The sequence below is a fragment of the Pseudomonas fluorescens genome (assembly GCF_000967965.1).
Classification (GTDB): domain Bacteria; phylum Pseudomonadota; class Gammaproteobacteria; order Pseudomonadales; family Pseudomonadaceae; genus Aquipseudomonas; species Aquipseudomonas grandcourensis.
Map to the genome: position 1 here is coordinate 1 of NZ_LACC01000032.1, position 13029 is coordinate 13029.

General features: G+C 56.4%; 10 protein-coding genes and 1 pseudogene. 4 read left to right on the forward strand and 7 right to left on the reverse strand.

Features of this window, described 5'->3' with window-relative positions:
- Window positions 1-327 (forward strand): XdhC family protein (locus VC35_RS23890; protein ID WP_185754843.1); only part of this gene is annotated, 327 nt, incomplete at its 5' end.
- A 64-nt stretch (window positions 328-391) separates the two neighbouring features.
- On the opposite strand, the gene VC35_RS30395 is transcribed toward VC35_RS23890, so the two are convergent.
- From VC35_RS30395 to VC35_RS29640, 5 genes and pseudogenes are all read right to left on the reverse strand, one after another.
- Window positions 392-1156: a methyl-accepting chemotaxis protein gene (locus VC35_RS30395; RefSeq protein ID WP_404942372.1), complete on the reverse strand. Its 765-nt coding sequence runs from the start codon at window positions 1154-1156 to the stop codon at window positions 392-394.
- A gap of 93 nt (window positions 1157-1249) precedes the next feature.
- A pseudogene (locus VC35_RS30400) lies at window positions 1250-2281 on the reverse strand (HAMP domain-containing protein); the annotation flags it as partial.
- Window positions 2282-2394: 113 nt separating this feature from the next.
- The gene (locus tag VC35_RS23900) at window positions 2395-3660 is read right to left on the reverse strand and encodes an OprD family porin (RefSeq protein ID WP_046042968.1); all 1266 of its coding nucleotides are present in this window, start codon (window positions 3658-3660) and stop codon (window positions 2395-2397) included.
- A 349-nt stretch (window positions 3661-4009) separates the two neighbouring features.
- Complete coding sequence (locus tag VC35_RS23905) at window positions 4010-5350, reverse strand: MFS transporter (RefSeq protein ID WP_046042970.1); 1341 nt, start codon at window positions 5348-5350, stop codon at window positions 4010-4012.
- Between the two features lie 466 nt (window positions 5351-5816).
- Window positions 5817-6026: an SDR family oxidoreductase gene (locus tag VC35_RS29640; protein ID WP_185754844.1), complete on the reverse strand. Its 210-nt coding sequence runs from the start codon at window positions 6024-6026 to the stop codon at window positions 5817-5819.
- Window positions 6027-6445: 419 nt separating this feature from the next.
- On the opposite strand from VC35_RS29640, the gene VC35_RS23910 reads away from it, so the two are divergent.
- Window positions 6446-6613 (forward strand): hypothetical protein, encoded by a 168-nt coding sequence (locus tag VC35_RS23910; RefSeq protein WP_185754845.1) that lies wholly within the window; start codon window positions 6446-6448, stop codon window positions 6611-6613.
- Here VC35_RS23910 and VC35_RS23915 read toward each other — a convergent pair.
- Together VC35_RS23915 and VC35_RS23920 are read right to left on the reverse strand one after the other, a co-directional pair.
- Complete coding sequence (locus tag VC35_RS23915) at window positions 6604-6945, reverse strand: hypothetical protein (RefSeq protein ID WP_046042973.1); 342 nt, start codon at window positions 6943-6945, stop codon at window positions 6604-6606. The genes VC35_RS23910 and VC35_RS23915 overlap by 10 nt on opposite strands.
- 1195 nt (window positions 6946-8140) lie before the next feature.
- Entirely contained in the window at window positions 8141-9532 is a 1392-nt protein-coding gene (locus tag VC35_RS23920) for an aldehyde dehydrogenase family protein (RefSeq protein ID WP_046042974.1), read from the reverse strand.
- A gap of 100 nt (window positions 9533-9632) precedes the next feature.
- Here VC35_RS23920 and ptrR point away from each other — a divergent pair, with 100 nt between their 5' ends.
- On the forward strand, window positions 9633-10511 hold the full coding sequence (gene ptrR, locus VC35_RS23925) for a putrescine utilization regulator PtrR (protein ID WP_046042975.1): 879 nt from the start codon (window positions 9633-9635) through the stop codon (window positions 10509-10511).
- Between the two features lie 77 nt (window positions 10512-10588).
- Window positions 10589-12793: an OsmC domain/YcaO domain-containing protein gene (locus VC35_RS23930; RefSeq protein ID WP_046042976.1), complete on the forward strand. Its 2205-nt coding sequence runs from the start codon at window positions 10589-10591 to the stop codon at window positions 12791-12793.
- Window positions 12794-13029: the final 236 nt, after the last annotated feature.

Here is a 13029-nt window from a genome sequence, read left to right on the forward strand (position 1 = left end):
CGGCATTGGCTGGAAAACGTTTTGCAATGTTCACCTGCCTATGTCGGGCAGTTGGGCCCTCGAGAGCGAACAGAACGACTGCTCGATGAGATGGGCGCTTTGGCCCGTTTGCCAGAAAGCCTGCCCAGGCTTCACTATCCGATCGGCCTGGATCTGGGGGGCGATACCCCGGCGAGCGTGGCCTTGGCCATTGTTGGCGAGATCACGGCCTACCTCAATGAACGCAGTGGCGGGATGCTGAAATACCGCAAGACCACCATTCACCAAGTTTGTGAGCCAGTCCACTCTCCAGCGGTGGGCGGCCTGCAGGCGAAAATGGAAGCGTAGCGGCTACAGGGACTTGTTTGCGCCGCAGCGGTTGTTGCGCGCCGGTTCTTCCGGCACATGCGGCTTAGATCCGGAAACTGCCAACCAATTGCTTCAGACGCGCGGCCTGCTGCTCAAGGTCTGAGCAGGCCAGTAAGGTCGATTGAAGGTTTTCCACGCCTTCGCGATTCAGTGTGTTGATCTCGGTGATGTCCATGTTGATCGAACCAACCACGGCGGTTTGCTCCTCGGTGGCGGTGGCCACCGACTGGTTCATACCGTCGATTTCGCCGATGCGTAGGGTCATGCTGCTCAGGCGCTTGCCGGCAAGGTTGGCAATCTCTACGCTGTCCTGGCTGTGACGCTGGCTTTCATCCATGGTGCTGACTGATTCGCGGGCACCCACTTGCAGCTCTTCTATCATGGCCTGCACTTGTTGCGCCGACTCCTGGGTCCGGTGTGCCAGGTTGCGCACTTCATCGGCAACCACCGCGAAACCTCTGCCGGCCTCGCCAGCGCGGGCCGCTTCGATGGCCGCATTCAGGGCCAGCAGGTTGGTCTGCTGGGAGATGCTGGTGATCACTTCGAGAATCTGCCCGATGTTCACGGTCTTGTTGTTGAGCGATTCGATGTGGGTACTGGAGGCGCTGAGCAGACTCGAGAGTTGGTTCATCGACGCGATACTGCGATCCACCACTTGCTGACCGTCCTCGGCGAGATGGCGGGCAGCGCTGGCCTGGTGCGAGGCGTGCGCTGCGTTGCGGGCAATTTCCTGGGTGGCCGCGCCCAGCTGATTGATCGCGGCCGCAACGCTGCTGGTCCGGCTAGACTGTTCGTCGCTGTTGAACATCGACGCGTTCGATGCACTGACAACGCGTTGTGCGACTTCATTGACATGCTCGGTGGCCGATGACACTTCGCGGATCGAGCGGTGAATGCGCTCCACGAAACGGTTGAAGGCATTGCCGAGAATGCCGAACTCGTCCTGGCTCTGGATGTTCAGGCGACGGGTCAGGTCACCGTCGCCATCGGCGATGTCCTGCATCGCGTGAGTCATCGCGTGCAATGGCTGGATCAGCAAGCGGATCAACATGCCGAGCAAGGCGATGATAATCACTACCGCAATGGTGGTGGCAATGATCGCCGAGGCGCGGAAGTCGTTGAGCATCGAGAACGCCTGGTCCTTGTCCACGGACAGTCCGATGTACCAGTTGACCGATGGCAGCCCTTGGATGTGGGCGAAGGTCATGATGCGCGTCTTGCCGTCGACTTCGACTTCACTGAAGTCGCCGCTGATCCGCGGGGTGTTTTGCGGATACGCCTCGCCCAGGGACTTCATCACCAACGATTTGTCCGGGTGCACCAGGATCTTGCCGTCGGCGCTGACCAGGAAGGCATAGCCCATGCCGCTGAAGTTCAGCGCTTTGAGGTTGTCGATCAGGGTTTGCAGGCTCAGGGCACCGCCGACCACGCCAACGCTTTGCCCGGCTTTTTTCGACGCGCTGGCAATAGTGATAACCGTCTGGTGTGTCGCTGCTTCGACATAAGGTTCAGTCAGGATGCTACTGGCGTTGTTTTCAGCGCTCTTGTACCAGGGGCGAGCGCGCGGGTCGAAGTCGTCAGGCATTTTCGCGTCAGGGCGGATAATGAAACTGCCGCGGGCATCGCCCACGAAAGCAGACAAGAAGGTTGAACTCATGGCCTTTTGTTCAAGTAATTTGGCAATTTCAGGCTGTTCGGGGTTGAGGGCGATGTTCTGCGCGAGGTTTTCGATCAGCAGAATGCGTCCGCTCAACCAGATCTGAATGTTGTTGGCGGCAATGTTGCCCGTCTCATGCAGGTAATTGTCCAGGTCCCGGCGAATCGCATTGCGCTGAAAGTAGTCGTTATACAGCGTGAACGAGGCAAGGGCGGTAATGACGATGAGGGCGGCGGCCAGCAGGATTTTATGGCTGAAGCTCAGATTTTTGTTCATGGCTGTGGGGTCCGCTAAGGTCTTGTTGCCCCGGGCGCTTTTGGACTCTGCGAAAAACACGGGGGCAGCTGTCAGCAACGCGCCTCATCTGTGACGAGGCGCGTCAGCGTTTCTTAGAACAGGCTCAGGGTGTAATTGAGGATCAGGCGATTCTCGTTGACATCGGAGCGGTAGTTGGAGCGCGCGGTGGCATTGCGAGCCAGGATGCCGACGTTTTTCAGCGGGCCACTCTGGATGACATAGCCAATGTCCAGATCGCGCTCCCACTCCTGGCCTTCAAAGTCGCCAACAGTCTTTACGTTGTCACCTTTGACGTAACGCACCATGGTGGTCAGGCCCGGAATGCCCAGCGCGGCGAAGTTGTAATCGTAGCGCGCCTGCATGGAGCGCTCGTCGGCGGAGTCGAACGCGTAGGTCATCACCTCGTTGCTCAGAGGGCTGACGTTGGCGAATACCCGGGCGAAGCCTTGATCACCGAACATTGCCTGATAACCCAGCGAGATTGTGTGCCCACCGTACTTGGCCGATAGAAGAGAGTGGAGTGCCTGGTTGTCCACTTCGCCTATCAGTTTCTTGCCATCAGCGCTGGAGTCGTAGTAACCGACGGTGGCGCCCAGCGTCCAGTCACCCAAAGGCAGGCTGTGCTTGAGGCTAAAGAAACGCTGGTTGTAGAGGTCTTCCAATTGGGCGTACCAGGCGCCAACACTGCTGCGCTTATCATTGAATGCATAATCGGCACCTGCGTAGTTGAAGTGGTCAGCGCTGGCTTGGCGTTTCACTACGGAACCGACCATGGCCTGCATTTTTTCGTCGCCTGCCTCGTCGCGCAAACTGGTGGAATGCAGTTGACCGGCCTGCAGCGTCAGTCCGTTGATCTCATTGGAGACCAGGCTGGCACCTTGATAGGAGGGCGGGAGCAGGCGGGTATCGCTGAAGGTAAGCACGGGAAGGTTGGGTTGCAGTTCACCGATCTTCAATTCGCTGTTCGACAACCTGGCCTTCAATGCCAGGCCCAGACGGCTGTATTCGTCGGCGGCCTTGCCGTCACCATGCACTGGCAGTAATCCGCTCTTGACGCGATCCGGGCTACTGTCCAGCTTGAGGCCCAGCAGGCCAATGGCGTCCACGCCGAAACCCACGACACCCGGGGTATAACCGGATTTGACGTTGAGGATAAAGCCTTGACCCCACTCCTGGGCTTTGGACTGTTTGTTGGGGCCAACGATGTCGGAGAAATCTCGGCTGAAGTAATAGTTACGGGCCTGCAGGGTCGCGCTGGAGCCCTCGATGAAACCCCCGGCAGCCAGGGCCGAAAGTGGCGTCTGGAGAATGGCGATGCTCAGGAGCAGAGGGGATGTTTTTTGGACACGTTTTTTCATGGGGGTTTCTTCTTATTAGATGTTTTTTAGCGTTCAGGTGTTTTTCGGGTAGCGCCCAAGTCCGCTTCAACACGCCCGCTGTCTATGGAAATCATGCAAAGTCTGCAGGCACACGCCATGCAGTAGACCGCCGACCGTTGTCGGCAGAGAGTAATCAGCAAGGGTTTTTACGTAGTGACGACTGGGGTGATGAAGCCGACTGCCGGGGCTTTTAGCGAGGCGTTCTTGTGCAAGCTTTTACAAGAACAGTCCTCTCCACTGACTGCCGTCAGACGGCTGTGATCGATCCGCAAACGTGGTCGAGCACAGCCACCTGGCGGCAGTTTCTACAGGGCATCCAGGTCGCGGTTCAGTCCTGCAGCGCAGTACGGGCTGACGCCTGCGGTTGAACTTTGGACTTGCGCTGGTAAACGAAGCACATCGCTAATGCAGCAACGGCTCCCGGGATGGCGAAGACAATGAAGTTAAACTGCAGTGGCAGTTGAATACCAACCAGCACGCCTCCCAAAATCGGTCCCACTATCGCTCCGGTGCGTCCGATGCCCGACGCCCAGCCGAGGCCGGTCGAACGGATGCCCATCGGGTAGAACTGGGCAACCAAGGCCCACGCCAGAATCTGCGTCCCAATGGTGCTTGCACCTGCTATCGCGACCAGCGCGTAGAGGACGGCCGTAGGCGGGTGGAGGCCGAGTGAACTGATAGATAGCGCTGCAATGATGAAGAACACCACCACCACATTTCGCAAGTTGAAACGGTCTCCAAGCCAACCGCCACTGATTGCGCCAACGATCGCGCCGAGATTGAGCACCAACAGAAACATGATGCTTGATCCCAGTCCATAACCGGCATTAATCATCAGTTTCGGCAGCCAGGAGCCCAGAGCGTAAATCATCAACAAGCAGCAGAAACACGAGGTCCAGAGCAGCAGAGTGCTAATCGCGCGGCCCTCGCGAAACAGTTGGACCATTGGCGCTCCAGCAGTTTTTGGCGTCGCTGTGCTGAAGTCGTCATTTGCCTGTGGGACAAAGCTTGGCTCAATCCGTTGTATGACACGGCTCGCCTCGGTCGTGCGACCTTGACGCACCATGAATCCCACGGATTCGGACAATGATCGATAAATCATCGGTAGCAACAGCAATGGAATGGCAGCGACGTAGAACAGTGATTGCCAACCGAAGTTTGGCAAGAGCACAACGCCCAGTCCGGCAGAGATCATCCCGCCCACCGAGTAGCCGCTGAACATGATTGCCACGAGAGTGCTGCGAAGTTTCTTCGGCGCGTACTCGCTCATTAGCGCTACCGCATTGGGCATGACGCCGCCGATGGCGAATCCTGCGATAAAACGACAGATACCGAACTGGGTAGGGTCCGTGCAAAAACCGGTCAGCGCGGTGAATGTACTGAATAGCGCGATTCCGCCTACGATAATTGGTTTACGACCGATCTTGTCCGCAAGTGGGCCCAAGATCAGCGCACCAAACATCATACCGAACAGCGCAAAACTACCTAGCGTGCCAGCTTGTACGGGTGTCAAACCCCAGTCTTGCATCAGCGATGGCAGTACAACGCCGTAGATCACCAAATCGTAGCCGTCAAATATAAGGATCAGCGTGCACCAGAACAGCACACGCCAGTGGAAGGGATTGAAACGTGCCCCGTCTATCAATTGATTGATATCGATCTTTCGCATGGCATCTGACTCTTGTTGTTGTTTTTAGAAACCTGATCCTTGTGGCGTGGAGCAACTGGCCGGGTCTCAACCAGGAACACCTCCACTGGCCGGGAGGTTCATGCCGGTAAGGCAAACATCGGGTTCGTAGTGAGCAAGAGCAGGGCGCCTGCTTGCTCTGCGACGGTTATTTTTCGGTTTTGTGTCGTTTCCATCGTAAGGCCCTCTGGGAAGGTTCAGAACTCACGGCTTTGTCGTCCCATGCTCGATGATCAATGATATTAGTCAGTATACTGATTATGTGCATTGACCAAACTGATCCTTCAATCGACCCTGGAGACGAAGCGTGTCGCACATGCAGCCTGTGCCATCAATCATGTGCCAATGCGCCAAATTAGATCAGTACACTGACGAAATTATCGTTGCAGATGCCGTGTGGATTGTCAAAGTATTTGCTAGGGGGAGGGCTCTGAAAGCTAACCGCAGGTCAGTCCGGATCTAAGCATTTGAGCCAGCTCAATACTTTTGGATAGGCGTTTGGCAATAGTCTTGCCAACCAGAACGTAGTGGTTGATTTGTTGCCTGTGAGAATGCGGCGGTCGCCGAGTCGAACACCTTTTAGAATGCCGGCAACGCAATGTTCCGGCGAGGTGAGTAGCATCTTTTCCGCGCTGGCCGACACCTGTTCTTCCTCCAATCCCGCCTGCTTGACCCGCCGTCCGGCCTACTCAATATTGGAACTGATCCCGCCGGGGTGCACACAGACGGCATTCACTCCGCTGCCTGTTGCTGCTGATGCGAAATTGACCTGGTTGCCGAAATTTCACTGACCTAGGCTGATGCTTCGTGAACTGTTACCAGTGCTGGATTTTTGCCATTGGTATTGAGTCAGCGTTGCGTCGGCAACTGGGTCAATGTCGCATCAGTAGCAACAGGTGGTAGGGACGCTTTGAAGGTGAGCTATGATTTAGCGGTTCGCCTCGCCAGTTGCGTTACACACACTCTCTCCCCAGAGGTGACTGATGGCGTGAAGAGGTTCGGGGGGAATGCAGTCGCCTGCGGACTGAACGGTTTGTGGGCGAACTTGCGCGTGCTGTGCGCAAAGGTCCACGATGGGTGGGCAAGATCATCCATGCCTCAATCGCGATCGGCGGTAACGCGATGCTCGCGGGCAATGTTCACTTCATCCGGCCACCTACTGCCACCAGCGAGACGCTGCATGTGTCCCTGGCACAGGTCGGCATCCACTACATTTTGGCAACAGTTGCGATGATCTATGCCTGAATTCCTATGTCACCCTGTGCAGCCTGTAACGCTCGCTCTTCGGTCAGCGGCATGAAAACTGGCTGCCTATTGCTGGCATGCTGGTAAAGAAAGTAGTGCCCGGAATCGTCCAACAATACTCGGTACAGTTCTGATGGCCGAAAGTTGTTACCGATATAAATACTTTCCTTGAGTATCTCGAACGACTTGATCCCATGCTGTCGCATTGTAGTTTCAAAGGCTTCGTAAAGACCTTCTCTGCGGCGCCGATTGTTTCGAGCATTTAGCTTGAAAAAAACCACCATCAGCACGGCATAGCTGATAAGGAGTATCACAAGGGCGCTAGTCCGCATGCGTGGAGCTCCATGTCCTCTCAAACGTTGTGCATCTCAGTGTAGGCGCGTTTCTGGTGGAATCTTCAGCTCATCCCAAGGTCACGGCGCAAGAAGACTGCCTCGCTGTGTCTTGGTCGCTTGAGTAGCAGGGGACGACCGTTGAAGAGCCTTTTCCGGTGTCGTTGACTATTCGCAGTTCGCCGGCAGGCCATATGGTTTAATGAGAGGAACTATTAATGGAGTGGTTGCTATGGAAAAGGCGTTTCGAAATCCGTTGTTTTTAACCGGACTGCCGCTAGTTGTCTGCGGTCTGGCGATCACCGCGCCCGGCCTTTGGATTCCTGGGTTGGTCCTGATGGTCGCTGGCTGGGCAAAGGGGAAGAAGCGAGTCTGATGTCATCGCCGCGACCCCTTGTAGATGAGCCAAGCCATGTAGAGGGGCATTACGATGGCGATAATCATGGCTTCACCGTAACCGGATGAGACAGAGGAGTGGGTGATTTTTTCGGGTTGGTCTAAGCTTTTGACTACGTTTCAATGCCGTTTTCGGCGAACCATTTGGCTCAGGCCACCGCTCGAAAGGACTCATGTGAAATTCAATATCGTTGCCTTGGGCTTGCTCGCTGTTTTGGCAGGCTGCACAACTGCGGGCCCATATGTCACCAACATCTCAAGCGATGGACGTAACGGCTTGAATATCGAGAAGTGCTCCGTGAAGATGAATGCTTTCATGGGTACTGTTAGCACCACCGAATGTACATCCCAGAACGTTCAACTCAGCCGCAGTAACTGACTTCAGGTTTCAGTTGGGTTCCTTTAAAGCAAAGCGCTTATGAAAGCTGGTCAACCAGCGAGAAAAGCGTCGGGCTTTTTGCAAACCATGGGAAGGTATGTTCCTGTTGGATGTGCGGCAATCCCAGAAAACAGGGATTGCTCAACATGCAGGAGCTGCGAGCTGACCTTCCCATTCAAGAATGAAAACAGAACCCGGTCACCGTTCCGGGTTCTTAATTGAGATCGACACGATTTGTTGATCCGCAAAACGTGTCGCGACACTTGAGCTGATTATCGAGTGTTCCGCCGATATCCATAAATTACCGAAATGGATCGCATTGCTGAGGCGAGCGGTCGGTGCACTCTAGGCAATGATCAGCCAGGCTGAACTCCAGAGAAACGGTCGGCAAGTTGAACAAGTTCGGAACACTACGCCCCCTTAGCGCCGATCCAGCCAAACCGTTTGGGCATTACAGAATTCGCGCACTCCGAAGTGCGAGAGTTCCCGGCCAAAGCCGCTCTTCTTCACGCCACCAAAACTGACGCGCGGATCGCTGGCGCTATAGCCGTTGATGAACACGCCGCCGGTTTCAAGTTCGTTGGTCATCTGCCGGGCAAGTTCGGCATTGCGCGTGTAGAGGGTGGCGGTGAGGCCGAACTCGCTGTCATTGGCCAACTCCAGCGCATGGGCGGCGTCTCGGGCCGTGATGATTGAGGCCACAGGACCAAACAATTCCTGTTTGAATGATGTCATCTGATCGGTCACTTCGCCGAGTACGGTGGGCTCATAGTAGTTGCCAGGGCCTTGCGTCTTCTTTCCACCCATCAGCAGCGTCGCACCTTCTTCCAGTGTGTCGCGCACCTGTTGGTCCAGTTCGTCACGCAGATCGAAGCGAGCCATCGGGCCGATATAGGTGGTGGTGGCCAGTGGATCACCGACAACCAATTGTTGGGTGGCTTCGACGAACTTGCGCGTAAATTCCTCGACAACGCCCTGCTCGACAATCAGGCGTTTGGCGGCGGCGCAGACTTGTCCGGTGTTTTGATAACGCCCGATCACGGCGGCTTTCACCGCCTCATCGAGGTCGGCGTCGTCGAGCACGATAAATGGGTCGGAGCCACCCAGTTCCAATACGCATTTCTTCAGTGCGGCTCCGGCTTGAGCACCGATGGCCATGCCCGCACGTACGCTACCGGTGAGAGTGACGGCCGCGATGCGTGGATCGGCAATAGCTTTGGATACACCTTCCGGAGTGACGTTGATGACCTCGAAAACACCTTCGGGGAAGTCCGCTTGCTTGAAGGTCTCCAGCAGCAGGTAGGCGCTGCCCATGACGTTGGGCGCGTGCTTGAGCACATAGGTATTACCGGCGAGCAGGGTGGGGACCGCGCCGCGCAGGACTTGCCAGATGGGGAAGTTCCACGGCATCACGGCGAGAATCGGGCCCAGGGGGCGATATTCGATGCGCGCCTTGCCGCCGTCCACCGAGGTAGGCTCCGGGCTCAGCATGGCGGGGCCGTGTTCGGCGTACCACTCGCAGAGCTGTGCACATTTTTCAATTTCACCGCGGGCCTGGGCAATCGGCTTGCCCATTTCCTGGGTGATCATGTTCGCCATGGCCTCGGCATTGTTGCGCAAGGCTTGGCCGAGGTTGATCAACAGCTGCGCGCGCTGTTCAACCGGTTTGCCGCGCCAGGCGCGAAATCCGGTAGCGGCCCGCGTCAGTGCGGCCTGCAGTGCCGAATCGGATTCGAAAGGGTAATGGCCGATTTGCTCGCCCGTGGTCGGGTTGATCGAAATGGCATGGGTAAGGCTGGATACGTTGGTCATGGCACCGTCCTGCAAGGTAGGAATGTGCTCAGGTTATGGGGCTATATGTTTTCTGGAAACTGAATAATACTGAGCATAACGTTCACGTTTGGAGAATGACTTGGATCTGGTTCAGCTCGAAATCTTCAAGGCTGTCGCCGAGCACGGCAGCATCAGCGTGGCTGCCCAACATATCCACCGGGTGCCATCGAATCTCACGACCCGAATCAAGCAGCTTGAACTGGATCTGGGTGTGGATCTGTTTATCCGCGAGAAGAGTCGTCTGCGCCTGTCGCCGGCCGGCTGGAGCTTTCTGGATTACGCTCGGCGTATTCTCGACCTGGTTCAGGAGGCGCGCGCGACAGTGGCGGGTGAAGAACCCCAGGGAGCCTTCGCCCTGGGCTCGCTGGAAAGTACTGCAGCGGTACGTATTCCAGAGCTACTGGCCGCCTATAACCAGAAGCACGCCAAAGTTGAACTGGACCTGTCCACCGGGCCCTCCGGGACCATGATCGATGGGGTGCTGTCGGGGCGGCTGGCCGCTGCATTCGTCGATGGTCCGGTGCTGCATCCGGCACTGGAGGGCGTGCCTGCTTTCGAGGAGGAAATGGTTCTGATCGCACCGCTCAACCATGAGCCGATTCATCGGGCCAAGGACGTGAATGGCGAAAACATCTATGCCTTCCGCTCCAACTGCTCCTATCGCCATCACTTCGAAAGCTGGTTCGCCAATGGAGCGGCGGTGCCCGGCAAGATTTTCGAAATGGAGTCCTATCACGGCATGCTGGCCTGCGTCAGCGCCGGTGCCGGCCTGGCGCTGATGCCCCGCAGCATGCTCGAAAGCATGCCTGGATGCACGACGGTCAGCGTCTGGCCGTTGTCGGAGTCGTTCCGCTATCTGCGCACCTGGCTGGTGTGGCGCAGGGGGACGGTGTCGCGGAGCCTGACGATGTTTGTGCGCTTGCTTGAGGAGCGCGGTGTGGCGTTGATCGATAAATAGTGGAAAGTTAACGGTCAGTGCCGAAAAACCGGATAATGGCGGCCAAATCGTTTAGCTCGTTATTCTGGTAATCGCACATGGAAATCAAGGTCAACTTTCTCGACAACCTTCGACTTGAAGCCAAGTTCGACGACTTCACGGTGATCGCCGATCAACCCATTCGCTACAAGGGCGATGGCTCGGCACCGGGTCCGTTCGATTACTTCCTGGCTTCGTCGGCGTTGTGTGCGGCGTACTTCGTGAAGTTGTATTGCGAAACTCGCAATATCCCTACCGAAAATATCCGCCTGTCGCAGAACAACATTGTTGATCCGGAAAACCGCTACAACCAGATTTTCAAGATTCAGGTCGAATTGCCGGCGGACATCTCCGCCAAGGACCGCCAGGGGATCTTGCGCTCCATCGACCGTTGTACGGTAAAGAAGGTGGTGCAAACCGGGCCTGAGTTTGTGATTGAAGAGGTCGAAAACCTCGACGCCGATGCCCAGGCATTGCTGATGCCGCACTCGACTGGCGAAGCGGGCACCTACATCGTGGGTAAGGACCTGCCGCTGGAGCAAACTATCGCCAATATGTCGTGCATCCTGGCCGACCTGGGCATGAAGATTGAAATCGCTTCGTGGCGCAATATCGTTCCCAATGTGTGGTCGCTGCACATCCGCGATGCGCACTCGCCAATGTGTTTTACCAATGGCAAGGGCGCGACCAAGGAAGGCGCGCTGGCATCGGCATTGGGCGAGTTTATCGAGCGGCTCAACTGCAACTTCTTCTACAACGATCAGTTCTGGGGCGAGGACATCGCCAATGCGGCGTTTGTGCATTACCCGGACGAGCGCTGGTTCAAGCCTGGCCCGAAGGACGAACTGCCGACTGAGATCCTCGACGAGTACTGCCTGAAGGTTTACGACCGGGACGGCGAGTTGCGTGGCTCACATCTGTACGACACCAATTCCGGCAACACCCAGCGTGGCATTTGTTCACTGCCGTTCGTGCGCCAGTCAGACAATGAGGTGGTGTATTTCCCCTCCAACCTGATCGAAAACCTGTTCCTGAGTAATGGCATGAGCGCCGGCAACACGCTGGCCGAAGCCCAGGTGCAGTGCCTGTCGGAGATCTTCGAGCGCGCGGTCAAGCGCGAAATCCTCGAAGGTGAAATGGCTCTGCCGGATGTGCCGCAGGAAGTGCTGGCGAAATACCCGGGCATCCTGGCCGGTATCCAGGCCCTGGAAGAGCAGGGCTTCCCGGTGCTGGTCAAGGATGCATCGCTGGGCGGGGAGTTCCCTGTGATGTGCGTTACCTTGATGAACCCGCGTACCGGTGGCGTGTTTGCCTCGTTCGGCGCACATCCAAGCCTGGAAGTGGCACTGGAGCGCAGCCTGACGGAATTACTGCAAGGCCGCAGTTTCGAAGGTCTGAACGATCTGCCTCAGCCTACCTTCGAAGGTCAGGCGGTGACTGAGCCGAACAACTTCGTCGAGCACTTTATCGATTCCAGCGGTGTGGTCTCGTGGCGCTTCTTCAGTGCCAAGCCTGATTTCGAATTCGTTGAGTGGGATTTCTCCGGTCAAGGTGAAAACTCCAATACCGAAGAGGCCGCGACCTTGTTCGGCATTCTCGAAGACATGGGCAAAGAAGTGTATATGGCGGTCTATGAGCACATTGGTGCCAAGGCCTGCCGCATTCTGGTGCCGGATTACTCGGAAATTTATCCGGTAGAAGATTTGATCTGGGATAACACCAACAAAGCGCTGCAGTTCCGCGCTGACATCCTGAACCTGCACAGCCTGAGCAAAGTCGGCCTGAGAACGCTGGCCAAGGGGCTGGAAAACAGCGAGCTGGATGATTACACCGACATCACCACCTTGATCGGCATCGAGTTCGACGACAACACGCCGTGGGGCAAGTTGACGATCCTGGAGCTGAGGCTGCTGATTTATCTCGCCTTGCAGAAGTTTGACCAGGCCAAGGATCTGGTGGAAGCCTTCTTGCAATACAACGACAACACCGTCGAGCGTGGCTTGTTTTATCAGGCCGTGAACGTCGTGCTGGAAATGCAGCTGGACGATGATCTGGAACTGAGCGACTACGAGGTCAACTTCCGCCGGATGTTCGGCAACGAGCGGATGGACGCGGCGATAGGGTCCGTGGATGGCAGTGTACGTTTCTATGGTCTGACGCCGACGAGCATGAAACTGGAAGGGCTCGACAGGCACCTTCGCCTGATCGACAGCTATAAAAAGCTGCACACGGCGCGGGCGAGGGTGGCGGCCTTGTCCAGCTGATAGCGATAACAAAAAAGCACCTTGGGTGCTTTTTTGTTTTTTGGCGGCCGGCTAATCGTCTGTACGCGGTGGTCTCGTTTTTTGGCTCTGCTATGGGTTGTGGCTGCCTGTGAGGAAGCTCTTCTATATAGAAGGGCGTTCTGCTTCTTCTATATAGGCGTCCTTTGGGGCGTTTTGCTGCTTTCTGCAGCTTGTTGATAGAAAACCTAAATCAATGCTTGACGGCAGATTCTGGA